This is a genomic window from Streptomyces sp. JL2001 (genome assembly GCF_050917515.1).
GTDB lineage: Bacteria > Actinomycetota > Actinomycetes > Streptomycetales > Streptomycetaceae > Streptomyces.
Map to the genome: position 1 here is coordinate 2,210,479 of NZ_CP169421.1, position 26,400 is coordinate 2,236,878.

The window sequence follows — 26,400 nt, forward strand, 5'->3', positions numbered from 1 at the left end:
GGTTTCCAACTCCTTCAGGGCGTGCTCGGGGCCGTGCTCACTGTGCTGCCGCTTTGCGGCGCCGGTTCGTGACGATCTGACCGGCTACCACCACCAGTACGGCAATGATGAACATCGCCGTGCCGATGACGTTGATCTGGACGGGCGTGCCGCGCTGTGCCGAACCCCAGACGAACATGGGGAACGTGACGGTGGAGCCCGCGTTGAAGTTGGTGATGATGAAGTCGTCGAACGAGAGCGCGAAGGCGAGCAGCGCGCCGGCCGCGATGCCGGGGGCGGCGATCGGCAGCGTCACCCGGACGAAGGTCTGCACCGGGCCGGCGTAGAGGTCGCGGGCGGCCTCCTCCAGGCGCGGGTCCATCGACATCACGCGCGCCTTGACGGCGGTGACGACGAAGGACAGGCAGAACATGATGTGGGCGATCAGGACCGTCCAGAAGCCCAGCTCGGCGCCCATGTTGAGGAAGAGCGTGAGCAGCGAGGCGGCCATGACGACCTCGGGCATCGCCATCGGCAGGAAGATCAGCGAGTTGATCGCGCCGCGCGCCCGGAAGCGGTAGCGGACCAGCGCGAAGGCGATCATCGTGCCGAGGACGGTGGCGCCCAGGGTGGCCCAGGCGGCCAGCTGGAGCGACAGGGAGAGCGAGCCGCACATGTCGGCGACGCCGCACGGGTCCTTCCAGGCGTCCAGCGAGAACTTCTGCCAGGCGTAGTTGAAGCGCCCGTTCGGCTTGTTGAACGAGAACACCATCACGACGATGTTCGGCAGGATCAGGTACGCGAGCGTCAGCAGGCCCGCGATGACGACCAGGTGCTGTCGTATCCAGCGCATCAGACGAGATCCTCCGTTCCGGCGCGGCGGATGTAGACGGTGACCATGACCAGCACGATCGCCATGAGGATGAAGGACAGCGCGGCCGCCGTCGGGTAGTCGAGCACCCGGAGGAACTGCGACTGGATGACGTTGCCGACCATCTTGGTGTCGGTGGAGCCCAGCAGTTCGGCGTTGACGTAGTCGCCGCTGGCCGGGATGAAGGTGAGCAGGGTGCCCGAGACGACGCCCGGCGTGGAGAGCGGGAACGTCACCTTCCGGAAGGTCGTCGCGGGTGAGGCGTACAGGTCCTGGGCGGCCTCGTGCAGCCGGCCGTCGATCCGCTCCAGCGAGGTGTAGAGCGGAAGGATCATGAACGGCAGGAAGTTGTACGTCAGACCGCAGACGACCGCCATCGGGGTGGCGAGGACCCGGTCGCCCTCGGTCCAGCCGAGCCAGCTGGTCACGTCCAGGAGGTGCAGGGCGTTCAGCGCGTCGACCACGATGCTGTCGTCCGCGAGGATCGTCTTCCACGCCAGGGTCCGGATGAGGAAGCTGGTGAAGAACGGCGCGATCACCAGGACCAGCAGCAGGTTCCGCCAGCGGCCGGCCTTGAACGCGATCAGATACGCCAGCGGGTACCCGAGGAGCAGGCAGAGCAGCGTGGCCGTGCCGGCGTAGAGCAGGGAGCGGACGAATTGCGGCCAGTACTCCTGGAAGGCGTCCCAGTAGGTCTGGAAGTGCCAGGTGACCTCGAAGCCCTTCTCCAGGGAGCCGGTCTGCACGGAGGTCGACGCCTGGTAGACCATCGGCAGCGCGAAGAAGACGAGCAACCAGATGATGCCGGGCAGCAGCAGCCAGTACGGGACGAGCCGCTTGCGGGTGGAAGGCTTGCGCGTCACCGGTTCCTCGACCGGCGCCGCTTCCTCCTTCGTCAGGGTGGAAGTGCTCATCCGGCGTCCTCCACCGTCTCCACGCCCGCGTCGATGTCCTGGGAGGCGTCCAGGCCGAAGGTGTGCGCCGGGTTCCAGTGCAGGACGACCTCGGCCCCGGGGACGAGACGCGCGTCCCGCTCGATGTTCTGCTCGTAGACCTGCAGCTCCGCGCCCGCCGGGCTGTTCACCACGTACTGCGTGGAGACGCCGATGAAGGAGGAGTCGACGATCCGGCCGGTGACCTTGTTGCGGCCGTCGGCTATCGCCCCCGCGTCGTCGGCGTGGGCGAGCGAGATCTTCTCGGGGCGGACGCCGACGAGGACCTTGCCGCCGGTGCGGACGGTCGCGGAACAGCGCTCGGTGGGCAGTCGGAGCTTGCCCCCGCCCGCCGTGACGACGAGGTCCGCGCCGCCGCTCTCGGCGACCTCGGCCTCGATCAGGTTGGAGGTGCCGAGGAAGTTCGCGACGAACGTGGTCCGCGGGTTCTCGTACAGGTCCGCGGGGGCGCCGAGCTGCTCGACCCGGCCGCCGTTCATCACCGCGACCTGGTCGGCCATGGTCATGGCCTCCTCCTGGTCGTGGGTGACGTGGATGAAGGTGATGCCGACCTCGGTCTGGATCCGCTTGAGCTCCAGCTGCATCTGGCGGCGCAGCTTGAGGTCGAGGGCGCCGAGCGGCTCGTCGAGGAGCAGCACCTGCGGGTGGTTGATGAGCGCGCGAGCCACGGCGACGCGCTGCTGCTGGCCACCGGAGAGCTGGTGCGGCTTGTGCCGGGCCTTGTCGCCGAGCTGGACGAGGTCGAGCATGTCGGCGACCTGCTTCTTCACCGACTTGATGCCGCGCCGGCGCAGACCGAAGGCGACGTTCTCCTGGATGTCCAGGTGCGGGAAGAGCGCGTAGGACTGGAAGACGGTGTTGACCGGCCGCTTGTACGGCGGCAGGTCGGTGACGTCCTTGTCGCCGAGGAAGACCGTGCCGGTGGTGGGGTCCTCCAGGCCGGCGATCATCCGCAGGGTGGTGGTCTTGCCGCAGCCGGAGGCGCCGAGGAGGGCGAAGAACGAGCCCTGCGGGACGGTCAGGTCGAGCGGCCGGACGGCGTGGAAGGAGCCGTAGGTCTTGCTGATCCCGGAGAGACGGACATCGCCGCCGGTGTTCGTGTCAGTCATGGGTTGCGGTCCCAGGTCGTGGTGAGGAGTGGACGGCGTACATGGCCCGAGGGTGCGCGCGCCGGGCTCGGCGCCCGCGCTCAGGCGCCGATGAGCTTGGCGAACTTCTCTTCGTACGCCGTCTCCTCCGCGCTGGTGAGCGAGCGGAAGGCGTGCGACTTCGCGGCCATGGCCTTGTCGGGGAGGATCAGCGTGTTGGCGGCGAGCTCCGGGTCGATCTTGGCGAGCTCGTCCTTCACCCCGTCGACCGGGCAGACGTAGTTGATGTACGCGGCCAGCTGGGCGGCGACCGGAAGCTCGTAGTAGTAGTCGATGAGCTTCTCGGCGTTGGCCTTGTGCCGCGACTGGGCGGGGACCAGCAGGTTGTCGCTGGAGGTGATGTAGCCGGCCGACGGGATGGAGAACTTGATGTCCGGGTTGTCGGCCTGCAGCTGGATGATGTCGCCGGCCCAGGCGAGACAGGCGGCGATGTCGCCCTTGTCCAGGTCGGAGGTGTAGTCGTTGCCGGTGAAGCGGCGGATCTGCTTCTTGTCGACGCCCTTCTGGAGCCGCCCGATCGCCGCGTCGTAGTCGGCGTCGGTGAACGCGCCCGGGTCCTTGCCCATGTCGAGCAGGGTCATGCCGACCGAGTCGCGCATCTCGGTGAGGAAGCCGACCCGGCCCTTCAGAGCGGGGTCGTCGAGCAGCTGCGTGACGGAGTCGACCTTCTTCCCGCCGGTCGCCTTGGAGTTGTACGCGATGACCGTGGAGATGCCGGTCCACGGGTACGAGTACGAGCGGCCCGGGTCCCAGTCGGGGCGCCGGAACTGCGCGGACAGGTTCGCGTAGGCGTTGGGCAGGTTGGCCGGGTCCAGTTTCTGCGCCCAGCCGAGCCGGATGATCCGGGCGGCGAGCCAGTCCGTGACGCATATCAGGTCACGGCCGGTGTCCTGGCCCGCCGCGAGCTGCGGCTTGATCTTGCCGAAGAACTCGACGTTGTCGTTGATGTCCTCGGTGTACTTGACCTTGATCCCGGTGCGCTTGGCGAAGGCCTCCAGGGTGGGGCGGGACTTCTCGTCCTCGCTGACGTCCATGTACTCGGTCCAGTTGGAGAAGGCGACCTGCCTCTCCTTGGCCGAGAAGTCCGTGGAGGCGGGCCCCTTGTCCTCCCGCTTCGCCGGCGGGATGCCGCAGGCGCTCAGACCGGCCAGTGAGCCGATGGTGAGCGCACCGACACCGCCGGCGCGCAGCATCGAACGGCGGCTGAGGGCGCCCCGGCCGCTGGTGAGGCTGCGCCGCATCGCGGCCAGCTGCGCCGCGGACAGGCTGTCGGGCTCGTACTGCTCCATGCGCTGTGCCCTTTCGGGATGGTTTCGCCGCTGGTCGGGCGACGGGCTGCTATCGGTCCCCGAAGATCGTGCGGTGCCAGTCCTTCGCGGCGACCGCTGTGTTGTCGTACATCACGTGCTTGACCTGCGTGTACTCCTCGAAGGAGTACGACGACATGTCCTTTCCGAACCCGGAGGCCTTGTAGCCGCCGTGCGGCATCTCGCTGATGATCGGGATGTGGTCGTTGATCCACACGCAGCCCGCCCTGAGCTCGCGGGTGGCGCGGTTCGCCCGGAAGACGTCGCGGCTCCATGCGGACGCGGCGAGGCCGTACGGGGTGTCGTTGGCGAGCCGGATGCCCTCGTCGTCGCCGTCGAAGGGCAGGGCCACCAGGACCGGGCCGAAGATCTCCGACTGCACGACCTCGCTGTCCTGCGCGGCGCCGGTGATCAAGGTCGGACGATAGTACGCGCCGGCCTTGAGGGCACCGCCCGGCGCTTCGCCGCCGGTGACGACGGTGGCGTAGCCGCGGGCCCGGTCGACGAACGCGGCGACGCGGTCGCGGTGCACGTGGCTGACCAGCGGCCCGAGGTCGGTGGCGGGGTCGAAGGGGTCGCCGAGCCGGACGGTCTCCATCAGCTCCGCGACGCGCGCGACGAAGGCGTCGAAGAGCGGACGCTGGACGTAGGCGCGGGTGGCGGCGGTGCAGTCCTGGCCGCTGTTGATGAGCGAGGCGGCGACGGCGCCGTGGGCGGCGGCCTCCAGGTCGGCGTCGTCAAAGACCACGAAGGGGGCCTTGCCGCCGAGTTCGAGGTGGAGGCGCTTGACGGTGGCCGTGGCGATCTCGGCGACGCGCCGGCCGACGGGGGTGGAGCCGGTGAACGAGGTCATGGCCACGTCGGGGTGGCCGACGAGGTGCTCGCCGGTGGTGCGGCCGGCGCCGGTGACGATGTTGACGACGCCGTCGGGGATGCCGGCCTCGGTGGCCGCCTGGGCGAACATCAGCGAGGTCAGGGGGGTGAGTTCGGCCGGCTTGAGGACGATCGTGTTGCCGGCGGCGATGGCCGGCAGGACCTTCCAGGCGGCCATCTGGAGCGGGTAGTTCCAGGGGGCGATGGAGCCGACGACGCCGATCGCCTCGCGGCGTACGTACGAGGTGTGGTCGCCGCTGTACTCGCCGGCCGACTGGCCCTGGAGGTGGCGGGCCGCCCCGGCGAAGAAGGCGGTGTTGTCGACGGTGCCCGGGACGTCGAACTCGGTGGTGAGCTTGACGGGCTTGCCGCACTGGAGCGACTCGGCGCGGGCGAGGTCGTCGGCCTGCTCGGCCAGGACGCCGGCGAAGCGGTGCAGGGCGTCCGAGCGCTCGCCCGGGGTCGCCCCGGACCAGCCCGGGAAGGCGTCCCGCGCGGCGGCCACGGCGGCGTCCACGTCCGCGGTGGACGCGAGTTCGTAGGTGAACACGCGCTCGCCCGTCGCCGGGTCGACGACGCTGTGCTCCTGACCTGAGGTTCCGGGCCGCAGACGCCCGCCGATGTACTGCGCGCCGTCCGCGAAGCGGTCCGTTGCCTGGAAGCGGTTGCCCATGACGCTCTCCGTTGTTCCAGATCGAATTGAGTGCCGATCCTGACAGAGGGACAACCGTCCAACAAGTGATTCCGTTGTTGCCTTTTGGTTACGCGACGGAATCGGTCGACCAAGTGTCGAGGGGTCGGTCACTTCAGCGTACGGAGTGTCCGTGGCGGCTGTCAGACTCGCGTGCATGGGGAATCTGGAACAGCTGACGGAGCAGGTCAGCCGGGGTGAACGCGTGAAGTGGCTGCTCTTCTGGGGGCACCGGCCGATGCCGGACGGCAGGCTCTCGGCGAGCTGCCTGAGCCAGTGGTGGCCGTCACCCTTCGAGGTCGACGGCGTGCGCTACGCGACGGCGGAGCACTGGATGATGGCGTCGAAGGCACGGCTCTTCGGGGACGCGGAGGCCGAGCGGGCCGCGCTGGACGCGGCGACGCCCGCGCAGGCGAAGAATGCCGGGCGGCTGGTGCGCGGCTTCGACGACGCGGTGTGGCAGCGGGAGCGCTTCGGGATCGTGGTGGAGGGCAGCGTCCACAAGTTCTCGTCGGACGAGGCGCTGCGCGGATACCTCCTCGGCACGGGCGGCCGGGTGCTGGTGGAGGCCAGCCCGCTGGACCGCATCTGGGGCATCGGCCTGGCGGCGGACGACGCCCGGGCCAAGGACCCGGCGCGCTGGCGCGGCCTGAACCTGCTGGGCTTCGCCCTGATGGAGGCCCGGGAGCGGCTGCGCACGGGGGTGTGACCGGGACGGGAGGACGCGGCCGTGGCCGTGACGGGGCCCTCCGCACATGCCGAGGGCGCGTGATCGGCGATCACGCGCCCTTCGCTCCGGACACGACCTGAGGGTTGGACAGCCCTTAGCGCCGCGTCTCCACGACCAGGTGCGTCGCGAACGGGTCGTCCTCGTCGTCGAAGGACGAGGAGTCCTGCGCGATCGCCCAGATGATGAATCCCAGGAACACCGCGCTCACGAGCGTGCCGATCGCGCCGAGCACGATGCCCGCGATCGCCATGCCCCGGTTCGTCGCCTCGCCCCGGCCCGCCTTCTTCAGGCCGATGACGCCGAAGATCAGCGCCAGGATGCCGAGGATCGCCCCCAGGCCGTACAGGCAGAAGCCTGCGGTCGCGATGATGCCGAGCACCATCGAGGCCGTGCCCATGCCGTTCGACGGCTGCTGCTGCCAGCCGGGCTGGCCGTAGCCCCCGCCGCCGCCACCGTAGGACGGGTAGCCGGGGTAGCCGTAGCCCGACGTGGCCGGGGTCACCGGCGGGGTCGGCGCCGTGGGGTAGCCGTAGCCGCCCGGAGCGACCGGAGGCGGCGGCACCTCGCCGGTCGGCATCGACGTCATCGTCGGCTGGTCGTGCACGTGCGGCACCGGCGGTGTCGCCGGCGAGGGCGACGGCTTGCTCAGTTCCACACCGTCGCGGTTCGGCGGAGCCCACGGGTCCGCCGGGTCGTACCCGCCCTGCGGCTGGTCGCTGTTGTCAGACATGGGCCTCCCCCATCGTGGTCACGTCATGCTACGACCTCCCTCCGACAGGCGAACGGCCCGGCCTACGATGACCCGATGACCGATCTCCACCCCTTCATCGCGGGGCTTCCCAAGGCAGAGCTGCACGTCCACCACGTCGGCTCCGCGTCTCCCCGGATCGTCGCCGAACTGGCCGCCCGACACCCGGACTCCAAGGTCCCCACGGACCCCGAGGCCCTCGTCGACTACTTCGTGTTCACCGACTTCGCCCACTTCATCGACGTCTACCTGTCCGTCGTGGACCTGATCCGCACCCCGGAGGACGTCCGGCTGCTGACCTACGAGGTCGCCCGTGACATGGCCCGCCAGAACATCCGGTACGCCGAGCTGACGATCACCCCGTACAGCTCGACCCGCCGGGGCATCGACGAGCGCGCCTTCATGGACGCCATCGAGGACGCCCGCCGGGCCGCCGAGGCCGAACTGGGCGTCGTGCTGCGCTGGTGCTTCGACATCCCCGGCGAGGCCGGACTGGAGGCCGCCGAGGAGACCGCCCGCCTCGCCGTCGACCTGCACCCCGAGGGCCTCGTCGCCTTCGGGCTCGGCGGCCCGGAGATCGGCGTCCCGCGCCCGCAGTTCAAGCCGTACTTCGACCGGGCCATCGCGGCCGGCCTCCACTCGGTCCCGCACGCCGGCGAGACGACCGGCCCCGAGACCATCTGGGACGCGCTGAACGAGCTCGGCGCCGAGCGCATCGGCCACGGCACCAGCGCCGTGCAGGACCCCGAGCTGCTGAAGTACCTGGCCGAGCACCGGATCCCGCTGGAGGTCTGCCCGACCTCGAACATCGCCACCCGGGCGGTCCTGGACCTGGACGAGCACCCGGTCAAGGAGATGGTGAAGGCCGGCGTCCTGGTGACGATCAACAGCGACGACCCGCCGATGTTCGGTTCGGACCTGAACAACGAGTACGCGGTCGCCGCCCGTCTGCTGGAGCTCGACGAACGGGGCCTGGCGGCCCTCGCCAAGAACGCGGTCGAGGCCTCCTTCCTCGACCCGGCGGGCAAGGCGCGGCTGGTCGCGGAGATCGACGACTACACCGAGAAGTGGCTGTCCCGCTGACCCTCAGGGAGGGCGCCCGCCGCCGCGCGCACCCCGCCGGGTCCGGACGCCGGGCCGGGGTTGCCGCGACAATGGCCGCATGGACCACGTCACTGTCGTAGGCCACCGCGGCGACCCGTACCGCGTGCGGGAGAACACCGTCCCCTCGATCGTCGCGGCGATCGAGGGGGGCGCGGACACCGTCGAGATCGATGTCCGGCTCACCGAGGACGGCGTGCCCGTCCTGCTGCACGACGACCGGCTGAAACGGCTGTGGGGCCACGACGTCGCGCTGGCCGATCTCACCCTGGAACAGGTCCGCGACATGACCTACGACGAGATCCCCACGCTGCGCGAGGCGCTGATCGCGGCCGGTCCGCGCCGGCTGATGATCGATCTGCCGGGCGGCGACGAGAGTTCCGTCCGCACCGTCGTCGGCATCGTCCGCGAGTGCGGCGCGTCCGAGCGGGTCCTCTACTGCGCGGGAGGCGTCGCCATGCTCCACGTGCGGGCCGCGGACCCGTCCGCCGAGATCGCGCTGACGTGGACGTCGCTGGCCCCACCGCGGGCCGCGCTGCTCGACGCGGTCCGGCCTCGCTGGCTCAACTACCGTTTCGGGCTGCTGAGTCGGGCTCTGGTGGACAAGGTGCACAAGGACGGCTACCTGGTCTCGGCCTGGACGGCGGACACCCGGCACTCCATGCGTAAGCTGATCGCGCACGGCGTGGACTCCATCACCACCAACCGGGTGGACGCCCTCGTCGCCGAACTGCGAAGGGGTGCTCCGAGGTGACCGGGACCGACAGGATCCGTACCGACGTCGCGCACAACGCCCGCGTGTGGAACTACTGGCTGGGCGGCAAGGACAACTACCCGGTGGACCGGGCAGTCGGCGACCAGGTCACCGGCTTCTACCCGAGCATCGGCGAAGTCGCCCGCGCGGACCGGGCGTTCCTCGGCCGGGTGGTGACCCACCTGGCCGGCGAGGCGGGCGTCCGCCAGTTCCTGGACATCGGCACGGGCCTGCCGACGGCCGACAACACCCACGAGGTCGCCCAGCGCGTCGCGCCGGACTCCCGCGTCGTCTACGTCGACAACGACCCGATCGTCCTGACCCACGCCCGGGCCCTGCTGACCAGCGCCCCGGAGGGCGTCACCGAGTACGTCGACGCGGACGCGCGGCGGCCGGAGCGGATCCTGGAGGCGGCGGCGCGGACCCTGGACCTGTCGCGGCCGGTCGCGGTGATGATGCTCGGCATCCTCAACTTCGTGCTGGACACGGACGAGGTCCGCGGCATCGTCCGGACCCTGATGGACGCGGTGCCCTCCGGCAGCTACCTCGTCCTGACCCACCCCACCCTGGAGCCCGGCCTCGGCGGCGAGGGCAACGCCGAGGCGATGGCGTTCTGGAACGAGAACGCCACCCCGCCGATCACCGCCCGTACCCGCGCCGAGTTCGCCTCCCTGCTGGAGGGGCTCGACGTGCTGGAGCCGGGCATCGTCTCGTGCGCGAGCTGGCGGTTCGCCCCGGCGAGCGAGGTGGCGCAGTTCGGCGCGGTGGGCCGCAAGCCGTAATGGACCTGCGGGGGGAGGTACGGGGCCGGTGGGAGCGGGCCCGGGTGGTGGGGGCGGCCAACCCGTGGGCGGTCGACATCGGGCTGGCGCTGCTGGTGCAGGCGGCGATGACGCTGCCGTTCGTGGTGCCCCGGCCGGCCGAACTGGAGCCGGCGACCTGGCCGGCGTACGGCCTGACGACGCTCATGGTGGTCCCGCTGGTCTGGCGGCGCCGCGCGCCGCTGACCGTGCTGCTCGCGATCCTGGCCGCCGGCAGCCTGTACCAGGTGGCCATGGACGGCCCGGGACAGCCGCTGCCCTACACCGGGCTCGTCATCGTCTACACGATCGCCATGCTCGCCCCGCCGTGGCAGCGGCTCGTGACCGCGCTGCTGATGCTCGTCGCCGTCCCGTGCTCCGTCTGGCTCAACACCCGGTCGGCCCGAGAACTGACCTTCTCCCTCTTCGTCTTCGCCGCGGCCTACGTCTTCGGCCGGCTGACCGTCACCCGGCAGCGGGCGGACCGGGTCGAGGCCGAGCAGGCCGCGGCGCGCGAACGCGCCAGGATCGCACGCGAGATGCACGACATCCTGTCGCACGCGGTGAGCCTGATGATCGTGCAGGCGGAGGCCGGGCCGGTGGCGGTGCGGACGGCTCCGGACCGGGCGGAGGCCGCGTTCGACGCCATCTCCGAGACCGGCCGGGACGCGATGGCGCAGCTGCGCCGGATGCTGGGGGTGCTGCGGGAGGGCGACGGTCCGGGTGATGCCCCGCGTGCTCCGCAGCCGGACATCGCGGCGCTCCACGAGCTGGTGGAGCGGGTGCGGGCCAGCGGGCTCGACGTCGGGTACGAGACGTCCGGCGGCGTGCGGACGCTGTCCGCGGCGACCGGGGCGACCGTCTACCGGATCGTGCAGGAGGCGCTGACGAACGTGGTCCGCCACGCGCACGCGCGCCGTGCCTCGGTCCGGCTGAGGTACGCGGAGGGGGTCGTGGGGATCGTGGTGTCGGACGACGGGCGCGGGGCCCAGCCGGGGTCGGCCGGGCACGGTCTCGTGGGCATACGGGAGCGCGCGGCGGCCCACGGCGGCACGGCGGTCACCGGTCCGGGTCCGGGCGGCCGGGGCTTCGAGGTGCGGGTGGAGATACCCGTAACCTCTGCTGCGGAGGTGGGGAGTTGACGATCCGTGTGGTGGTGGCGGACGACCAGGAACTGGTCCGCAGCGGCTTCGCGATGATCCTGGACGTCCAGCCGGACATCGAGGTCGTCGCCGAGGCGGGCGACGGTGCGGAGGCGGTCGAGGCGGTGCTCCGGCTCGCACCGGACGTGGCCCTGCTCGACATCCGGATGCCGCGGACCGACGGCATCGAGGCCTGCCGGGCGATCAGCGAGCGGAGCGACTGCCGGACGGTGATGCTGACGACCTTCGACTCCGACGAGTACGTGTACGAGGCGCTGCACGCGGGCGCCAGCGGCTTCCTGCTGAAGGACGTGCGCCGCGACGACCTGGTGCACGCGGTGCGGGTCGTGGCGCGGGGCGACTCGCTGCTCGCGCCGTCGGTGGCGCGGCGGCTGGTGGAGCAGTACACCCGCCCCGCGGTACGGCCGCGCAGGACCGATCCGGCCCTGGACGCGCTGACCGGGCGGGAGCGCGAGACGCTGCTGCTGCTCGCGCGCGGTCTGTCGAACGCCGAGATCGCCGCGGAGCTGGTGGTCAGCGACCACACGGTCAAGACGCACGTCGGGAACGTGCTCGCCAAGCTGGGGCTGCGCGACCGGATCCAGGCGGTGATCTGCGCGTACGAGACGGGACTGGTCGCGGCCGGCACGGCCGCTCCCCCGGCCGGGGGAGGCGGGGCGCGCGCGGACTCCCCCGCGTCGGCGAGGAACTGACCCGGGGAAGACCGCCGGTGCGGGCGATCCGCGCGACGGCCCAGGTCAGCAGGATGGAGCCATCGAGAACAACGGCTCGCACCCACGGAGTTGACCATGAAGCGCACCACCCGCACCCTGCTCGCCGCCGCCCTGGTCCTCGGGGTCGCCGCGGGTCCGGCGGTCGTCCCGGCGGTGGCCGCCGGCCCGGACACCGCCCTCGCGGTGTCCGCCCCGCCGCTTGGCCCGGCCCTGGAGGCGGCGATCGCCGGGCTGCCGACGGCCGACGCGACGGCGGCACTGGTCCGGGTCGGCGGCACCGAAGGCGTCTGGCGGGGCAGTTCGGGCGTGCACGACCTGCGGACGGGCCGCCCGGCCGACCCCGGCGCCCGCTTCCGGGCCGGTTCGGTGACGAAGGTCTTCACGGCGGCGGTCGCCCTGCAGCTGGCCGCCGAGGGGCGGCTGGACCTCGACCGGACGGCCCGCTCGTACCTGCCCGACCTGGTCCCCGCCCGCTACGGCGCGGTCACCGTCCGCCAGCTGCTCGACCACACGCACGGCATCCCGGCCCCGGACTTCCCGGGCGAGACCGTCGAGGAGTGGTACGCGCACCGCTTCGACGTCCACGACCCCCGGGACACGGTGCGTTCGGCGACGGCGAAGGAGCCGGAGTTCGCGCCCGGGACGAAGCAGCACTACCTCAACATCGGCTACACGATCGCGGGCCTGCTGATCGAGCGCGTGACGGGCGACTCCTACGAGCACCAGGTCGGCGTCCGCGTCCTCCGGCCGCTGGGCCTGCGGGGCACGTACTTCCCGGGGACCGACCCGCACATCGCGGGCCGTCACAACCACGGCTACCAGGCGATGCGGTCGGCCGACGGGACGACGGGCCTGCGGGACGTGACGGTGTGGGGGACGACGGACGGCTGGGCGGCCGGGGACATCGTCTCCACCACGGCCGATCTGGAGCGCTTCACGCGGGCCCTGTTCCGGGGCGACGTGGTGCGCGGCCCGCTGCTGGAGGAGATGTTCACGCTGCCGAAGGTCGCGGACGTGCGGACCGGCGCCCCGGCGGCCTACTCGGTGGGGCTGTCGATGAAGAAGCTGGGCGGCAGGGAGGTGTGGGGCAAGACGGGCGGCCGGTGGGGCTACAACGCAGCGGTCGCCTCGACCCGGGACGGTTCGCGCACCCTCGTGTACAGCGTGAACTCCACCGACGCCAAGGGCCAGGACATGAACAGGGTCGCGCTGAACCTCATGGTGGCGGCCTTCGGCCCGCCCTCCGCCTGACCGCCGGCGGTCCCGGTACGGCGGCGGGCCGGTGGCCGGCGCCGCCGCCTCCGTCAGCGGCTCAGCAGACCGCGGCCGCCGGCCGCGTCGCCGGCGGGGCGGCCGTCAGGCCCTCCAGCCGCTTGATCATCCGCCGCACGACCAGCAGCGGGACCACGCCGACGACACCGAACGACATGTCGATGACCGACCACCAGAACGGGATGTCCCGGATCGGTCCGCAGATCAGCGCGAGCGGGATGATGCCGGCGCAGGCGATCATGCCGAACTCGACGACCCAGATGTTGCGGACCGGGTCGCGGTAGGGCCCGTAGAACGCGACCGCGATGACGAGGTGGGCGAAGGCCAGCCAGTCGGTTCCGTACAGCACGAAGGGGTGGTCCGCGTCGGCGGTGTCGAGGCCGACGCGCACCCGCCGGATCCAGTCGAGCAGCCCGGGGAAGAGGTCGGCGGCGGGGCTCGCCCAGGAGGTCAGCGCGCTCTCGGCGAGGTGGAGTTCGGTGACCAGCGGGAAGGCGGTGAGGCCGCTGAGCACCAGGCAGACGATGAAGACGACCAGCCAGACGCGGATGCGCTTGAGGAGGGCTCTCGGCCCGTTCGTGTCGCTCATGGCAGCACCCTACGCCCCTCATGAACGTGTTCAAAAATCGGGTCGCCCCTGGGTTCCCGGCCGCCGGCCGCCCCCGCGACCGCCCGGCCTACGCCCCCCCGCCGTTCACCCGCGCCGGGTCACCCGCCGCGCCACCGCGTGCGCGGCGACGGTGGCGCCCGCGGCCACCGCGAGTCCCGTCACGGCGTCCCTCGCCCGGGCCGGCCGCAGGACCCCCGCCCGCTTCAGCCGCCCGCGGGCCCAGAGCGTGAAGGGGACGACGAGCAGCGGCGAGGTCACCGAGCCGGGCGTGTAGCCGCGGACCACGGCGGCCTGGGCGAGGTGGACGAGCCCGTGCAGCCCGAAGCCGTTCAACGCGGCCTGGTAGAAGGCGGACCGCCCCTGCGAGCGCGCTCCCGCGACGGCCGCGGCGGCGACCACGGCGCCCATCACGGCGACGGCGGCCGCGAACTCCCGCTCGTCCACGCCCTCCATGGCCTTCCAGACCGCCTCCGGCACCTCGGGGAACCGCTCGCGCAGCTCCGGAAGCCGCTCCCGGACCCAGCGCGGCCCGCGGGCGAGCTCCTCGGCGTCGTGCAGCGCCCAGGCGACGAACAGGCCATACGTCACAGTCGAGTTCACGAGGGAGGAACTCACAGCCCGACGATCGAGTTCCACCTCCTGACGAACCCGGCGCGCTCCTCGGAGGTGATGTCCCGGGCGATGGCGAGCCGCCGGCGCATCGCGTCGTCCGGGAAGATCAGCGGGTCCTCGGCGAGAGCGGCCAGCTCCTCGTCGCCGGAGTCGGCGAGGACGTCACGGGCGGCGGGCACCGGGCACACGTAGTTGACCCAGGCGGCCAGTTCGGCGGCCACCTCGGGCTCGTAGTAGTAGTCGACCAGGGCCTCGGCGTTGGCCTTGTGCGAGGCGAGGTTGGGGATCATCAGCGACTCGGCCCACAGCTCGGCCCCCTCCTCGGGGACGACGAACTCGATGTCGGGGTTGTCGGCCTGGAGCTGGATGACGTCCCCGGAGTAGGCCTGGCAGGCCAGGACGTCGCCGGTGGAGAGGTCCTTGATGTAGTCGTTCCCGGTGAAGCGGCGGATGTGCTTGCGCCGTACGAGCCCCTCGACCTGTTCGCACAGCGCGTGGAAGTCGTCGCCGGTCCAGCGGGTCACGTCCACGCCGTTGCCCTGCATCAGCAGGGCGAAGGACTCGTCGAGCCCGGACAGCAGGGTGACCCGGCCGCGCAGGTCGCCGGCCCAGAGGTCCTTGGTCGAGCGGATCTCCCGGCCCAGCTTCCGGCGGTTGTAGGCGATGCCGGTGATCCCGGACTGCCAGGGCACGCTGTGCAGCCGGCCCTCGTCGAAGGCGGGGCCGCGCAGCTGCGGATCGAGGTGCCGGGTGATGTTCGGCTGCCGGGAGCGGTCCATCTCCTGCACCCAGCCGAGCCGCACGAAGCGCGCGGCCATCCAGTCGCTGACGACGATCAGGTCCCGGCCGGTCTCCTGGTGGTTCATCAGCGCGGGGCTCACCTTGCCGAAGAACTCGTCGTTGTCGTTGATCTCCTCGGTGTACCGGACGGAGATCCCGGTCCGCTCGGCGAAGGCGTCGAGCGTGGGGCGCTTGGACGTGTCGTCGTCGTCGGTGTCGATGTAGAGGGGCCAGTTGGCGAAGTCGAGGACCCGGTCGCGCGCGGACAGGTCGCGCCCGGACCGGCGGCCGGGCTCCACGTAGGCGGCGGGCACCCCGCAGCCGGCCGTCGCCATCAGGCCCGCGGCGCCCCCGAGTCCGCGCAGCAGGGTCCGGCGGGACATGGTGTTCCTCGCTGTCGCTCTCACCCGAGCAGCCTCCCCCCGCGCCCCGCGCCGGGGCAATGGACGCTCCGTCTCCCCCACGGCCCCCGCCCCGACACCTTGTCGATCACCGGGGCGACTCGGTCCTGTCCGGGCGACAGGACCTGGATTGAGCGCCATGGCCGACGCACCGCGCGGCACGGTCAGTCCCGACGCGCGGACGGGCGGCCGGGGAGGAACCCGACCGCCCGTCCGTGTTCAGGGGGTTCAGCCCAGGGACGTCATCACGTGCTTGATGCGCGTGTAGTCCTCGAAGCCGTACGCCGAGAGGTCCTTGCCGTAGCCGGACTTCTTGTAGCCGCCGTGCGGCATCTCCGCGACCAGCGGGATGTGGGTGTTGATCCAGACGCAGCCGAAGTCGAGGGACTTCGACATGCGCATCGCGCGGGCGTGGTCCTTCGTCCAGACCGAGGAGGCGAGGGCGAACTCCACGCCGTTGGCGAACTCCAGGGCCTGCTGCTCGTCACGGAAGGACTGCACCGTGATGACCGGGCCGAAGACCTCGTTCTGGACGATCTCGTCGTCCTGCTTCAGGCCGGAGACGACGGTCGGGGCGTAGAAGTAGCCCTTGTCGCCGACGCGGTGGCCGCCCGACTCGACCTTGGCGTGGGCCGGGAGGCGCTCGATGAAGCCGCTGACCTGCGCGAGCTGGTTGGCGTTGTTCAGCGGGCCGTAGAGCACGTCCTCGTCGTCCGGCAGGCCGGTCTTCGTGTCGGTGGCGGCCTTCGCGAGCCGGGCCACGAACTCGTCGTGGATGGACTCGTGGACGAGCACGCGGGTGGCGGCCGTACAGTCCTGGCCGGCGTTGAAGAAGCCCGCCACCGAGATGTCCTCGACGGCCTTGTCGATGTCGGTGTCCTCGAACACGACGACGGGGGCCTTGCCGCCGAGCTCCAGGTGGACGCGCTTGACGTCCTTGGCCGCCGACTCGGCGACCTGCATGCCGGCGCGTACCGAGCCGGTGATGGAGGCCATGGCCGGGGTCGGGTGCTCGACCATCGCCTTGCCGGTCTCGCGGTCGCCGCAGATGACGTTGAAGACGCCCTTGGGGACGATCTGCCCGATGATCTCGGCGATCAGGACTGTCGAGGCGGGGGTGGTGTCCGAGGGCTTGAGGACGACCGTGTTGCCCGCGGCGAGCGCCGGGGCGAACTTCCACACGGCCATCATCATCGGGTAGTTCCACGGCGCGACCTGGGCGCAGACACCCACCGGCTCGCGGCGGACGATCGAGGTCATGCCCTCCATGTACTCGCCGGCCGAGCGGCCCTCGAGCAGACGGGCGGCACCCGCGAAGAAGCGGATCTGGTCCACCATGGGCGGGATCTCCTCGCTCGCGGTGAGGGCGACCGGCTTGCCGGTGTTCTCGACCTCGGCGGCGATCAGGTCCTCGGCGCGCTCCTCGAACGCGTCCGCGATCTTGAGGAGGACCTTCTGGCGTTCGGCGGGCGTCGTGTCGCGCCAGGCCGGGAACGCCGCGGCGGCGGCGTCCATGGCGGCGTCGACGTCGCTCTGGCCGGAGAGCGGAGACGTGGCGTAGACCTCGCCCGTGGCCGGGTTGACCACATCGATGGTCCGCCCGTCGGCGGCGTCCCGGAACTCCCCGTTGATGTAGTTACGCAGCCGGCGCAGCTCGGTGGTCACTTGCCACCCCTCCTGTCGTTCAGAGTTCATTCTGTCCCGATGGGTGAGACACCCCCACAGTAGTCGCTCGGCGGACGCTTTCGACAGGCCCGACAGCCCCCAACTTCGGATTCGGTGAGATGATGGAGCCGAAACAACGAATTTCATCGATCCGGGCTTGCCAGACAGACGAGTCCCGGTGCAGAGTGAGCTCGTGGCCAGTCAAAGCGCTAACTCCAGGACCGGATCCGGCTCGTCCCCGACGATCGATGCGGTCTCCCTGGCGATCATCGAGCAGCTACAGGAGGACGGTCGCCGTCCCTACGCGGCGATAGGCAAGGCCGTCGGCCTGTCCGAAGCCGCCGTGCGCCAGCGCGTCCAGAAACTGCTCGACCAGGGCGTCATGCAGATCGTCGCCGTCACCGACCCTCTCACCGTGGGGTTCCGGCGGCAGGCGATGGTGGGCGTCAACGTCGAGGGCGACCTGGACCCGGTGGCGGACGCGCTGACGGCCATGGCCGAGTGCGAGTACGTGGTGATGACCGCGGGCTCCTTCGACCTGATGGTGGAGGTCGTCTGCGAGGACGACGACCACCTGCTGGATGTGATCAACAAGCGCATCCGCACCCTCCCCGGCGTGCGCTCCACCGAGAGCTTCGTCTACCTCAAGCTCAAGAAGCAGACCTATATGTGGGGAACCCGATAGCCGTGAGCAACTCCCGCAGCGATCTCTCCAAGTCCGCCTACGACCACCTGTGGATGCACTTCACCCGCATGTCGTCGTACGAGAACAACCCCGTCCCCACCATCGTCCGCGGTGAGGGCACCTACATCTACGACGACAAGGGCAGGAAGTACCTCGACGGCCTCGCCGGCCTGTTCGTGGTCCAGGCCGGCCACGGCCGCACGGAGCTCGCGGAGACCGCCGCCCGCCAGGCCAAGGAGCTCGCCTTCTTCCCGGTGTGGTCGTACGCCCACCCCAAGGCCGTCGAACTGGCCGAGCGCCTCGCCCACGAGGCCCCGGGCGACCTCAACAAGGTCTTCTTCACCACCGGTGGCGGAGAGGCCGTCGAGACGGCCTGGAAGCTGGCCAAGCAGTACTTCAAGCTGGTCGGCAAGCCCACCAAGTACAAGGTCATCTCCCGCGCGGTCGCGTACCACGGCACCCCGCAGGGCGCCCTGTCGATCACCGGCCTGCCCGGCCTGAAGGCCCCCTTCGAGCCGCTGGTTCCCGGCGCGCACAAGGTGCCGAACACGAACATCTACCGCGCCCCGCTCTTCGGCGACGACCCCGAGGCCTTCGGCCGGTGGGCCGCCGACCAGATCGAGCAGGAGATCCTCTTCGAGGGCCCCGACACCGTCGCCGCCGTCTTCCTGGAGCCGGTGCAGAACGCCGGCGGCTGCTTCCCGCCGCCGCCCGGGTACTTCCAGCGGGTCCGTGAGATCTGCGACCGGTACGACGTGCTGCTCGTCTCCGACGAGGTCATCTGCGCCTTCGGCCGCCTCGGCACCACCTTCGCCTGCGACAAGTTCGGCTACGTGCCGGACATGATCACCTGCGCGAAGGGCCTGACCTCGGGCTACTCCCCGATCGGCGCGTGCATCGTCTCCGACCGCCTCGCGGAGCCGTTCTACAAGGGCGACAACACCTTCCTGCACGGCTACACCTTCGGCGGCCACCCGGTCTCCGCGGCCGTCGGCCTCGCCAACCTCGACCTGTTCGAGAAGGAGAAGCTGAACCAGCACGTGCTCGACAACGAGGGCAACTTCCTGTCGACCCTGCAGAAGCTGCACGACCTGCCGATCGTCGGCGACGTCCGCGGCAACGGCTTCTTCTACGGCATCGAACTCGTCAAGGACAAGGTCACCAAGGAGTCCTTCAACGACGAGGAGACCGAGCGCGTCCTGTACGGCTTCCTGTCGAAGGCGCTCTTCGAGAACGGCCTGTACTGCCGCGCCGACGACCGTGGCGACCCGGTCATCCAGCTGGCCCCGCCGCTGATCTCCGACCAGTCCACGTTCGACGAGATCGAGCGGATCCTCCGCGAGACCCTCACGGAGGCCTGGACGAAGCTGTAAGGCGCCTCGCGACCCACGCCGCCCTCACGGCGTGAACGGCCCGGGCATGCCGCCATCCGAGTGGATGACGGGGTGCCCGGGCCGCGTGCCGTCCGTACCGGCGGATCCGAATCCTTACGGTGCCCAGTGACCGACAGGACCGTCTCTTCGTTCCCCCGGACGGGGGAAGCACGGGGGACCACACACCAGATCCGCCACTCCTCCGATCCGACTCGATCCGACTTCGAGGTGTACGCGATGGCCCCACCGGACAACGACGTGCTCTGGGCGCGTTCCCTGCACTACTCCCTGGGGGGATCGACCGCGCTGAGCGGGGTCTCCCTCGGGGTCCGCGAAGGCGAGATCCTCGCCCTGGTCGGCCCGCGCGGCAGCGGCAAGACCGCGCTGATGCACTGCCTGTCCGGCCAGGCCGTCGCCCAGCAGGGCGAGGTCTGGTTCAACAGCAGCCCCGTGCACACCATGACCGGGCCCCAGCGCGAGCGGCTCCGCAGGGACCGGTTCGGCTGGATCGACCCCGAGCCGGGACTCGTGCCGGAGCTGACCACCTGGGAGAACGCCGCCCTGCCGCTCCTGCTGCGCGGGGTGTCGCACCGGAGCGCCAAGGTCGCCGCCGTCGAATGGCTGGAGCGGCTCGACATCGGCATGTGCGCGCGCCGGCGCCCGCACGCCCTCAACCAGTCGCAGCGGCAGCGGATCGCGATCGCACGCGCCCTGGTCACCACCCCGACGGTGCTCTTCGCCGACGAACCCACCGCCTCCCTGCACAGCGCCGACGGCGCGCAGGTGCTGCGCACCCTGACGGCCGCGGCCCGCTCGCACGGCATCACGGTGCTGCTCGCCACCCACGACGCCGAGGTGGCCACCCTCGCCGACCGCGCGGTCGGCCTGCTGGACGGGCGCCGCGTGAGTGCCGGCTCCCTGCCGCCGACGAACGGGGCGGAGGGCGTCGCCGCGTGCTCGCTCTCCGTCTAGTCCGCGGCACCCATCCCCTCGTCCTGCTGCGGCGGCTCCTGGTAGCCGCCGCGGCGGCAGGGGTCGGCTTCCTTCTGCTGTGCACGCTGGGGTACGCCGTGGGCCATCCGGACCGGTCGGCCTCGTCCGTGCTGCGACTGCTGTGGTGCGTGATCCCGCTGGCCGCGACCACGCACTTCGCGGTGGCCGTGGCCCGTACGGATCCCAGCACCCGGCCGCGGCCGGGGCTCTCGGCGATCGGGCTCGGCCCGGCCCGGCTGACGGCACTCGCCGCCGCGTCGACGGCGGTCTCCTGCACGCTGGGCTCGATGCTCGCCCTGCTGTTCTACCTGCACCTGCGCGGCGACATCACCGGCCTGCCCTTCGACGGCGCCGCGGCCGAGCTGCTCGCCGCCGACCAGCCCCTCCCGCTGGCCGCCGCGCTCACCCTGCTCGCGATCCTGCCGGTGGTCGCCTCGACGGCCGCGGGGCTCGCCCTGCGGCCGCGGAAGCCCGCCGCGCCCGAGGGCGCGGAGCGGACGACCCCGTCGGGGCTGCCATGGGGCGTCGCGCTGCTGGCCGTGGGCCTGGCCGTGGAGACGTACGCCGGCCAGGGCGGCGGGAACGGCGACTTCCCGCTGCCGGGCCGCTTCGAGGCCAGCCCTGGAGGCGTCCTCGCCGGCTGGGTCCTCACCGCCGTGGGTCTCGCGATGGCCGGCCCCGGTCTGACCCACTGGTGCGGCCGCCTGCTGCAGGCGGTGCGGCCCGGCGCGGTCCGGCTGCTGGCCGGCCGCGTCCTGATGGACGAGTCCCGCCGCATCGGACGCCCCCTGGGCGTGGTGTGCGCGGTGGCGTCCGGGGCGGTGGCCGCGGTCACCCTGTACGGGTCCGGGACGGGCGACTTCGGCCCGCTGACCGGCCTGGGAGCGGCCCTGGTGATGTCCTGCACGACGGCGACGCTGCTGACGGCGACCCTCGAATCGAAGCAGTGCCGCGCCCACACCACCGAGGCGCTGCTGCGCCTGGGCGCCCCGCCCACGGTGCTGCGCACGGCCGCGCTGCTGCGGGCGGGCGCCCTGCTGGCGGTCTTCCTGCCCCTGACCTGGCTGGTCGGAGAGCTCGCGGCCGTCCCGCTGGGCGGCTGACCGGCCGCGCGATCCCGGATCCCGGCGCCCGCTCCCCGACGGCGGCGCCCGGGGGCCGACGCGCCGGACCACCGGGCTCCGGCCGTCCTGTCCGGCGGCGGAGGCAACTTCGGCGGCCCGTATCCCGTCTGTCCCGGGGACGACACAGGAACAGCACACGGCGGGGATGCCGTACGACGGGAACGGAGCCCCCAGTGCTCACAGGACTGCTCACCGCGGTCGCCGCCTCGCTCTGCTACGGCACGGGTTCGGTCCTGCAGGCGGTCGGATCCCGCAGGTCCGCCCGCCGCGAGGCGGCGGCCGGACAGCTCAGCCGGCACGGCGGCCCCAGCCTGTCCTCGACCGCGAAGGCGGCGATGACCTGGGAGTTCATCGTCGGCACGATCCTGGACTTCGTCGGCTTCGGGCTCGGGGCCCTGGCCGCCCGGATGCTGCCGCTGTTCCTCTCGCAGACCGTGATCAGCGCCAATCTGGTGATCACGGCGGTCCTGAGCATCCGGCTCCTCGGGATCCGCCTCACCCGCGCGGAATGGACCTCGATCGGGGTGGTCTGCTCCGCCCTGGTGCTGCTGGCGAGCGCCGCGGGCCCCGAGGGCAGCGGGCACACGTCCCTCGCCACGCACGGGTGGCTGCTCGCGGTCTCCGTCCTGCTGATGGCGGGCGGCACCGTCCTCGTCCGGCGGCTCGGCGCCCGCGCGGCGGTCCTGGCGGGTCTCCTCTCGGGCCTCGGCTTCGGCGCGCTCGGTGTCGGGGTCCGGGTGCTGAACGGCGTCGACCCCTTCGACCCGGCCGCACTGCTCGCCGATCCGGCGCTGTACGCGATCCTGGTGGCCGGCGCCGGCGGCATGTACCTGCACACGGTCGCGTTGCAGATCGGTTCGGTGAACGGGGCGACGGCGGCGCTGGTGGTCGGCGAGACCGTGCTCCCCGGCATGATCGGCGTCTGGTGGCTGGGCGACGCCTCGCGCCCCGGGTTCGCCTGGCTCGCCGTGGCCGGGTTCGTCCTGGCGGTGGCCGGCGCGGTGGCGGTGGCCTGGTTCGGGGCGCCGGAGGACGAGCCGACGGCCGGCGCTCCCGTGCGGGACGCCCGCCGCGGCGACGGCGCCGCGCCCGCCGCCCGGGAGCCCGCCGCGACTCCGTGAGCGCGGCCCCACCCCCGTGGGCCCCCGCGCCCGCTGGTTGTCCGGGCGCGCGGTCAGCCGGTGGTGACGTCCGCCAGGAGCACGACCTCGGCCGGCGCGAAGGTCACGCCGACCCGGGCTCCGGCCTCCGGCGCGTCGTGCAGGGCGCACTCCGCCTCCAGCGCGGGCCCGTCATCCGGGCGGAGCCGTACCGCCACGCGGCTGCCGCGGAAGGTCCGGGCCTCGACCCTGCAGGTCAGGCCGTCCGCGGGGGCGCCGAGCCGCACGCCGCCCGGACGTACCAGGAGCCGGGCCGCACCGCGCGGCGACCCGTCCGGGACCGGGATCCGGCCCCACACCGTGTCGGCGGAGCCGGCGTCCACGGTCGCCGCCACGACGTTGTCGAAGCCGAGGAAGCGCGCCACGAACTCGGAGGCCGGCCGCTGCCAGACGTCGAGCGGCGTGCCGGACTGGGCGATCCGGCCGTCGCACATCACCACGACGCGGTCGGCGAGGGCGAACGCCTCGCCCTGGTCGTGGGTGACGGCCAGCACCGTCGTACCCAACCGGCCGAAGAGGTCGCGCAGTTCGGTGACCAGCCGTTCCCGCAGCCCGCGGTCGAGCTGGCCGAGGGGCTCGTCGAGCATCAGCAGCCGCGGCCGCGGCGCGAGGGCGCGGGCCAGCGCGACCCGCTGCTGCTCGCCGCCGGAGAGCGAGGCGACGGCCCGCCGCCCCGCTCCGGGAAGGCCCACGAGGTCGAGCAACTCGGCGACCCGGGCTTGCTGTTCGGCCCGGCCGACGCCGTGCATCCGCAGGCCGAAGGCGACGTTGCCGGCGACGTCACGCTGGGGGAAGAGCTGATGGTCCTGGAACATCAGGCCGACGCCCCGCCGGTGCACCGGCACCCCGGCCTGGTCGGTGCCGCCGAGCAGGACCCGGCCGGCGTCCAGCGCCTGCAGCCCTGCGACGGCCCGCAGCAGGGTGGACTTCCCGCTGCCGCTCGGCCCGAGCACGCACACGGTCTCGTGCTCGGCGACCTCCAGTTCCACCGCGTCGAGCACCGCGCGGTCGCCGAACCGTACGGTCGCGTCCGTGAGGGTCAGCATCAGAACTCCCCGGAGGTGCGGTCGGTGCGCAGCCGTTCGAGCAGGAGCAGGGACACCGCGCACACCACCATCAGAATCGTCGAGAGGGCCATGGCCTGGCCGTAGTTGAGCTCACCGGGCCGGCCGAGAAGCCGCGCCACCGCGACCGGCAGCGTGGGGCGGTCGGGGCGGGCGATGAAGACGGTCGCGCCGAACTCGCCGAGGGAGACGGCGAACGCGAAGCCGGCCGCGATGAGCAGGGCGCGGCGCACCAGCGGCAGGTCCACCTCGCGCCAGGCGCGCAGCGGCGAGGCGCCGAGGACGGCCGCCGCCTCGCGGAGCCGGTCGTCCACCGCGCGCAGCACGGGCAGCATCGTGCGGACGACGAAGGGGACGCCGACGAGCGCCTGGGCGAGCGGGACGAGGATCCAGCTGGCCCGCAGGTCGAACGGCGGCTCGTCGAGGGTGATCAGGAAGCCGAAGCCGACGGTGACGGCGGAGACCCCGAGCGGCAGCATGAGCAGCGCGTCGAAGCCGCGGACGAGGCGGCCGGCCCGCCGGGTCAGCGCCGCCGCGGCCAGTCCGCCGATGACGACGGCGATGGCGGTGGCGACGACGGCGTACTGGAGGGAGTTCGCCAGGGTGTCCGTCAGCGGGACGAGGAAGGTGCCGGAGGCGTCGACCTCCTGCAGGGCCCGGTAGTAGCCGAACCCGTACCCCTCCGGGGTGTCGAAGGACCGTTCGACGAGGACCGCGAGCGGGAGGACGAGCAGCAGGGCGATCGAGAGCAGAACGGCCCCGAACAGCGTCCACTGGCCGAGGCCCCGAGGGCGTCGCGCGGTCCGCTCGGGGGCGACGAGCCGCAGCGCGGTCTCCCGTCGCCGGACCGTCCGGGCGTGCACGGCGAGGATCGCGCCGACGGCGACGAACTGGACGATCGTGAGCACGGCGGCCGTGCCGAGGTCGAACCGGTCGACCGTCTGCCGGTAGATCTCCGTCTCCAGGGTGGAGTACGTCGGTCCGCCGAGGATCTGGACGACGGCGAAGGACCCGGCGGTGAAGAGGAACACCATGAGGGCGGCGGCGCCGACCGCCGGGACGAGGGCCGGCAGGGTCACCTTCCGCCAGGCGGTCCAGCGGGAGGCGCCGAGGACCCGGGCGGCCTCCTCCTGGCGCGGGTCGAGTTGGGCCCACAGCCCGCCGACGGTCCGGACGACGACGGCGTAGTTGAAGAAGACGTGGGCCAGGAGGATCGCCCAGACGCCGGTGTCCAGGCGGATCCCCCACAGCTCGTCGAGGAGCCCGCGGCGGCCGACGAGCGCCAGGAAGGCCGTGCCGACCATGACGGTGGGCAGCACGAAGGGGACGGTGACGACGGCGCGCAGAACCCCCTTGCCGGGGAATTCGAAGCGCGCGAAGACGTACGCGCCGGGCAGCGCGATCAGCAGGGTCAGCGCGGTGGAGGCGAGTGCCTGCCAGAGCGTGAACCACAGCACGTCGAGGATCTCCGGCCGGCCCAGGGTCTGGGCGAACCGGTCGAGCCGCGGGCCGCCGTCGCCGCCGAGACCGCGCTCGACGATGGAGGCGACGGGCCAGGCGAAGAACAGCCCGAAGAACGCGACGGGCACGGCCATGAGGCCGAGCCGCGCCGCGCTCCCGCGGACGTCCCGTCGCCGGGCTCGGCGGTCTACTTCAGAACGAGCGAGGACCACGACTTGATCCACTCGTCACGGTTCTCCGCGATCTTCTCGGGGGCCATGGTCTGCGGCTTGTCGACGACCACGCCGTGCTTCGTGAAGAGCTCGGGCAGGGTGGCGTCCTCGGCGACCGGGTTCACGAACATCTGCAGCGGCATGTCGTCCTGGAACTTCTTGGAGATCAGGAAGTCGATCAGCAGCTTGCCGCCCTCGGGGTTCCTGGCCCCGTCGAGCAGGCCGGCGAACTCGGTCTGCCGGAAGCAGGTGCCGGTGGAGACGCCGGTGGGGGCGGTCTCCGGCTGCGGCTCGGAGTAGAGCACCTCGACGGGCGGGCTGGAGGCGTAGGAGACGACCAGCGGCCGGTCTCCCTTGGCCTTCCGGCCGCCCGCGGAGCCGGAGAACTCCTGGTTGTACGCGAGCTCCCAGCTGTCGACGGTCTTGACGCCGTTGGCCTTGAGCCTGGTCCAGTAGTCCTGCCAGCCCTGGTCGCCGTACTGGGCGGCGGTGCCGAGCAGGAAGCCGAGGCCCGGGGAGGACCGCTCGGGGTTCTCGACGACGAGCAGGTCCTTGTAGGCGGGCTTCGCCAGGTCGTCGAAGGTCTGCGGGGGCGCGAGCTTCTTGTCGGCGAAGTACTTCTTGTCGTAGTTGACGCAGATGTCGCCGGAGTCGATCGGGGTGACCCGGTTCTCCTTGTCGAGGCGGAGCGCGGCCGGGACCCGGTCCAGGCCCTTCGCCTCGTAGGGGACGAAGATGCCGTTGTCGAGGGCGCGGGACAGCAGGGTGTTGTCGACGCCGAAGAAGACGTCGCCCTGCGGGCTGCCCTTGGTGAGGATCTCCTTGTTGACGGCCTCGCCGGCGTCGCCGCTCTTGACGACCTCGACCTTGAGGCCGGTCTGGCGGGTGAACTCCGCCAGGACCTCCTTGGAGGCGTTGAACGAGTCGTGGCTGACGAGCTTCACCGTCTTGGGCGCGGCGCTCCCGGTGTCCTCGCCGTCGGACCCGCCGCAGGCGGCGAGGGTGGTGACGCCGAGCGCGGCGACGAGCGCCGCGGCGGCCATCTTCTTGGTGCTCACTGGATTTCCTCCTGGGTGTGACCAGGAAGAGACGCGGCCCCACCCGCCCGGCCATGGGGGTCCATGGCCGCGCGGGCAGGGCGCAACAGCTCGAGTAAC

General features: G+C 71.8%; 25 protein-coding genes. 12 read left to right on the top strand and 13 right to left on the bottom strand.

Features of this window, described 5'->3' with window-relative positions:
* Nucleotides 1-37 precede the first annotated feature (37 nt).
* From ACE1OA_RS09520 to ACE1OA_RS09540, 5 genes are all read right to left on the bottom strand, one after another.
* Nucleotides 38-832 carry an ABC transporter permease gene (locus tag ACE1OA_RS09520; RefSeq protein WP_356604420.1) on the bottom strand — a complete coding sequence of 265 codons (795 nt, stop codon included), beginning with the start codon at nucleotides 830-832 and terminating at the stop codon, nucleotides 38-40.
* A complete protein-coding gene (locus ACE1OA_RS09525; RefSeq protein WP_356604422.1) occupies nucleotides 832-1,764 on the bottom strand; it encodes an ABC transporter permease in 933 nt (310 codons plus the stop codon). The genes ACE1OA_RS09520 and ACE1OA_RS09525 overlap by 1 nt, the downstream gene beginning before the upstream one ends.
* Entirely contained in the window at nucleotides 1,761-2,912 is a 1,152-nt protein-coding gene (locus ACE1OA_RS09530; RefSeq protein ID WP_432752637.1) for an ABC transporter ATP-binding protein, read from the bottom strand. The genes ACE1OA_RS09525 and ACE1OA_RS09530 overlap by 4 nt, the downstream gene beginning before the upstream one ends.
* An 80-nt stretch (nucleotides 2,913-2,992) precedes the next feature.
* Nucleotides 2,993-4,240 (bottom strand): polyamine ABC transporter substrate-binding protein, encoded by a 1,248-nt coding sequence (locus ACE1OA_RS09535; protein WP_356604426.1) that lies wholly within the window; start codon nucleotides 4,238-4,240, stop codon nucleotides 2,993-2,995.
* A gap of 49 nt (nucleotides 4,241-4,289) precedes the next feature.
* On the bottom strand, nucleotides 4,290-5,804 hold the full coding sequence (locus tag ACE1OA_RS09540; protein ID WP_432752638.1) for a gamma-aminobutyraldehyde dehydrogenase: 1,515 nt from the start codon (nucleotides 5,802-5,804) through the stop codon (nucleotides 4,290-4,292).
* Between the two features lie 175 nt (nucleotides 5,805-5,979).
* Between ACE1OA_RS09540 and ACE1OA_RS09545 the strand changes: the two genes are divergently transcribed.
* Nucleotides 5,980-6,531, top strand: coding sequence for an NADAR family protein (locus tag ACE1OA_RS09545; RefSeq protein ID WP_432752639.1), 552 nt, complete (start codon nucleotides 5,980-5,982; stop codon nucleotides 6,529-6,531).
* A 115-nt stretch (nucleotides 6,532-6,646) separates the two neighbouring features.
* Here the strand turns inward: ACE1OA_RS09545 and ACE1OA_RS09550 are convergent, their stop codons facing one another.
* Nucleotides 6,647-7,282, bottom strand: a complete 636-nt coding sequence (locus tag ACE1OA_RS09550; protein WP_356604432.1) for a DUF4190 domain-containing protein — start codon at nucleotides 7,280-7,282, stop codon at nucleotides 6,647-6,649.
* A gap of 75 nt (nucleotides 7,283-7,357) precedes the next feature.
* On the opposite strand from ACE1OA_RS09550, the gene ACE1OA_RS09555 reads away from it, so the two are divergent.
* The 6 genes from ACE1OA_RS09555 (at nucleotide 7,358) to ACE1OA_RS09580 (ending at nucleotide 13,082) form a co-directional block, all read left to right on the top strand.
* Nucleotides 7,358-8,383, top strand: coding sequence for an adenosine deaminase (locus tag ACE1OA_RS09555; RefSeq protein ID WP_356779399.1), 1,026 nt, complete (start codon nucleotides 7,358-7,360; stop codon nucleotides 8,381-8,383).
* Between the two features lie 79 nt (nucleotides 8,384-8,462).
* Nucleotides 8,463-9,155, top strand: a complete 693-nt coding sequence (locus ACE1OA_RS09560) for a glycerophosphodiester phosphodiesterase (protein WP_384871545.1) — start codon at nucleotides 8,463-8,465, stop codon at nucleotides 9,153-9,155.
* On the top strand, nucleotides 9,152-9,937 hold the full coding sequence (locus ACE1OA_RS09565) for an SAM-dependent methyltransferase (protein WP_356604436.1): 786 nt from the start codon (nucleotides 9,152-9,154) through the stop codon (nucleotides 9,935-9,937). Before ACE1OA_RS09560 ends, ACE1OA_RS09565 begins: the two co-directional genes overlap by 4 nt.
* Nucleotides 9,937-11,097 (top strand): sensor histidine kinase, encoded by a 1,161-nt coding sequence (locus ACE1OA_RS09570; protein WP_432752640.1) that lies wholly within the window; start codon nucleotides 9,937-9,939, stop codon nucleotides 11,095-11,097. Before ACE1OA_RS09565 ends, ACE1OA_RS09570 begins: the two co-directional genes overlap by 1 nt.
* The gene (locus ACE1OA_RS09575) at nucleotides 11,094-11,810 is read left to right on the top strand and encodes a response regulator transcription factor (protein ID WP_356604440.1); all 717 of its coding nucleotides are present in this window, start codon (nucleotides 11,094-11,096) and stop codon (nucleotides 11,808-11,810) included. Before ACE1OA_RS09570 ends, ACE1OA_RS09575 begins: the two co-directional genes overlap by 4 nt.
* Nucleotides 11,811-11,906: 96 nt before the next feature.
* On the top strand, nucleotides 11,907-13,082 hold the full coding sequence (locus ACE1OA_RS09580) for a serine hydrolase domain-containing protein (protein ID WP_432752641.1): 1,176 nt from the start codon (nucleotides 11,907-11,909) through the stop codon (nucleotides 13,080-13,082).
* Between the two features lie 61 nt (nucleotides 13,083-13,143).
* Here ACE1OA_RS09580 and ACE1OA_RS09585 read toward each other — a convergent pair whose 3' ends face one another.
* From ACE1OA_RS09585 to ACE1OA_RS09600, 4 genes are all read right to left on the bottom strand, one after another.
* Complete coding sequence (locus ACE1OA_RS09585; RefSeq protein WP_386541943.1) at nucleotides 13,144-13,692, bottom strand: hypothetical protein; 549 nt, start codon at nucleotides 13,690-13,692, stop codon at nucleotides 13,144-13,146.
* Nucleotides 13,693-13,797: 105 nt separating this feature from the next.
* Complete coding sequence (locus ACE1OA_RS09590) at nucleotides 13,798-14,328, bottom strand: HXXEE domain-containing protein (protein ID WP_356604446.1); 531 nt, start codon at nucleotides 14,326-14,328, stop codon at nucleotides 13,798-13,800.
* The gene (locus tag ACE1OA_RS09595) at nucleotides 14,325-15,488 is read right to left on the bottom strand and encodes an ABC transporter substrate-binding protein (RefSeq protein ID WP_432752642.1); all 1,164 of its coding nucleotides are present in this window, start codon (nucleotides 15,486-15,488) and stop codon (nucleotides 14,325-14,327) included. The genes ACE1OA_RS09590 and ACE1OA_RS09595 overlap by 4 nt, the downstream gene beginning before the upstream one ends.
* Nucleotides 15,489-15,734: 246 nt before the next feature.
* Entirely contained in the window at nucleotides 15,735-17,171 is a 1,437-nt protein-coding gene (locus ACE1OA_RS09600; protein WP_356604450.1) for a gamma-aminobutyraldehyde dehydrogenase, read from the bottom strand.
* A gap of 193 nt (nucleotides 17,172-17,364) precedes the next feature.
* Here ACE1OA_RS09600 and ACE1OA_RS09605 point away from each other — a divergent pair, with 193 nt between their 5' ends.
* The 5 genes from ACE1OA_RS09605 (at nucleotide 17,365) to ACE1OA_RS09625 (ending at nucleotide 22,467) form a co-directional block, all read left to right on the top strand.
* On the top strand, nucleotides 17,365-17,856 hold the full coding sequence (locus ACE1OA_RS09605; RefSeq protein WP_356604452.1) for an Lrp/AsnC family transcriptional regulator: 492 nt from the start codon (nucleotides 17,365-17,367) through the stop codon (nucleotides 17,854-17,856).
* Nucleotides 17,841-19,229 (top strand): aspartate aminotransferase family protein, encoded by a 1,389-nt coding sequence (locus ACE1OA_RS09610; RefSeq protein ID WP_432752643.1) that lies wholly within the window; start codon nucleotides 17,841-17,843, stop codon nucleotides 19,227-19,229. The genes ACE1OA_RS09605 and ACE1OA_RS09610 overlap by 16 nt, the downstream gene beginning before the upstream one ends.
* 237 nt (nucleotides 19,230-19,466) lie before the next feature.
* Nucleotides 19,467-20,201: an ABC transporter ATP-binding protein gene (locus ACE1OA_RS09615; RefSeq protein WP_356604456.1), complete on the top strand. Its 735-nt coding sequence runs from the start codon at nucleotides 19,467-19,469 to the stop codon at nucleotides 20,199-20,201.
* Nucleotides 20,183-21,325, top strand: a complete 1,143-nt coding sequence (locus ACE1OA_RS09620) for a hypothetical protein (RefSeq protein WP_356604458.1) — start codon at nucleotides 20,183-20,185, stop codon at nucleotides 21,323-21,325. Before ACE1OA_RS09615 ends, ACE1OA_RS09620 begins: the two co-directional genes overlap by 19 nt.
* Nucleotides 21,326-21,519: 194 nt before the next feature.
* Complete coding sequence (locus ACE1OA_RS09625) at nucleotides 21,520-22,467, top strand: hypothetical protein (RefSeq protein ID WP_386541937.1); 948 nt, start codon at nucleotides 21,520-21,522, stop codon at nucleotides 22,465-22,467.
* A gap of 53 nt (nucleotides 22,468-22,520) precedes the next feature.
* On the opposite strand, the gene ACE1OA_RS09630 is transcribed toward ACE1OA_RS09625, so the two are convergent.
* The 3 genes from ACE1OA_RS09630 to ACE1OA_RS09640 are packed head-to-tail and all read right to left on the bottom strand — an operon-like array spanning nucleotide 22,521 to nucleotide 26,286.
* Complete coding sequence (locus ACE1OA_RS09630) at nucleotides 22,521-23,552, bottom strand: ABC transporter ATP-binding protein (protein WP_386541935.1); 1,032 nt, start codon at nucleotides 23,550-23,552, stop codon at nucleotides 22,521-22,523.
* Nucleotides 23,552-25,165, bottom strand: a complete 1,614-nt coding sequence (locus tag ACE1OA_RS09635) for an ABC transporter permease (RefSeq protein WP_356604464.1) — start codon at nucleotides 25,163-25,165, stop codon at nucleotides 23,552-23,554. The genes ACE1OA_RS09630 and ACE1OA_RS09635 overlap by 1 nt, the downstream gene beginning before the upstream one ends.
* Nucleotides 25,166-25,218: 53 nt before the next feature.
* A complete protein-coding gene (locus ACE1OA_RS09640) occupies nucleotides 25,219-26,286 on the bottom strand; it encodes a thiamine ABC transporter substrate-binding protein (protein WP_356604607.1) in 1,068 nt (355 codons plus the stop codon).
* Between the last annotated feature and the right edge of the window lie 114 nt (nucleotides 26,287-26,400).

What these genes read in the sequence shown, in the direction of transcription:
- ACE1OA_RS09555 (WP_356779399.1), top strand. Translation starts at nt 7,358, where the DNA reads ATGACCGATCTCCACCCCTTCATCGCGGGGCTTCCCAAGGCAGAGCTG.
- ACE1OA_RS09630 (WP_386541935.1), bottom strand. Translation starts at nt 23,552, where the DNA reads ATGCTGACCCTCACGGACGCGACCGTACGGTTCGGCGACCGCGCGGTG.
- ACE1OA_RS09530 (WP_432752637.1), bottom strand. Translation starts at nt 2,912, where the DNA reads ATGACTGACACGAACACCGGCGGCGATGTCCGTCTCTCCGGGATCAGC.
- ACE1OA_RS09580 (WP_432752641.1), top strand. Translation starts at nt 11,907, where the DNA reads ATGAAGCGCACCACCCGCACCCTGCTCGCCGCCGCCCTGGTCCTCGGG.
- ACE1OA_RS09615 (WP_356604456.1), top strand. Translation starts at nt 19,467, where the DNA reads ATGGCCCCACCGGACAACGACGTGCTCTGGGCGCGTTCCCTGCACTAC.
- ACE1OA_RS09520 (WP_356604420.1), bottom strand. Translation starts at nt 832, where the DNA reads ATGCGCTGGATACGACAGCACCTGGTCGTCATCGCGGGCCTGCTGACG.
- ACE1OA_RS09540 (WP_432752638.1), bottom strand. Translation starts at nt 5,804, where the DNA reads ATGGGCAACCGCTTCCAGGCAACGGACCGCTTCGCGGACGGCGCGCAG.
- ACE1OA_RS09545 (WP_432752639.1), top strand. Translation starts at nt 5,980, where the DNA reads ATGGGGAATCTGGAACAGCTGACGGAGCAGGTCAGCCGGGGTGAACGC.
- ACE1OA_RS09560 (WP_384871545.1), top strand. Translation starts at nt 8,463, where the DNA reads ATGGACCACGTCACTGTCGTAGGCCACCGCGGCGACCCGTACCGCGTG.
- ACE1OA_RS09595 (WP_432752642.1), bottom strand. Translation starts at nt 15,488, where the DNA reads ATGTCCCGCCGGACCCTGCTGCGCGGACTCGGGGGCGCCGCGGGCCTG.
- ACE1OA_RS09635 (WP_356604464.1), bottom strand. Translation starts at nt 25,165, where the DNA reads ATGGCCGTGCCCGTCGCGTTCTTCGGGCTGTTCTTCGCCTGGCCCGTC.
- ACE1OA_RS09570 (WP_432752640.1), top strand. Translation starts at nt 9,937, where the DNA reads ATGGACCTGCGGGGGGAGGTACGGGGCCGGTGGGAGCGGGCCCGGGTG.
- ACE1OA_RS09550 (WP_356604432.1), bottom strand. Translation starts at nt 7,282, where the DNA reads ATGTCTGACAACAGCGACCAGCCGCAGGGCGGGTACGACCCGGCGGAC.
- ACE1OA_RS09535 (WP_356604426.1), bottom strand. Translation starts at nt 4,240, where the DNA reads ATGGAGCAGTACGAGCCCGACAGCCTGTCCGCGGCGCAGCTGGCCGCG.
- ACE1OA_RS09525 (WP_356604422.1), bottom strand. Translation starts at nt 1,764, where the DNA reads ATGAGCACTTCCACCCTGACGAAGGAGGAAGCGGCGCCGGTCGAGGAA.
- ACE1OA_RS09640 (WP_356604607.1), bottom strand. Translation starts at nt 26,286, where the DNA reads ATGGCCGCCGCGGCGCTCGTCGCCGCGCTCGGCGTCACCACCCTCGCC.
- ACE1OA_RS09585 (WP_386541943.1), bottom strand. Translation starts at nt 13,692, where the DNA reads ATGAGCGACACGAACGGGCCGAGAGCCCTCCTCAAGCGCATCCGCGTC.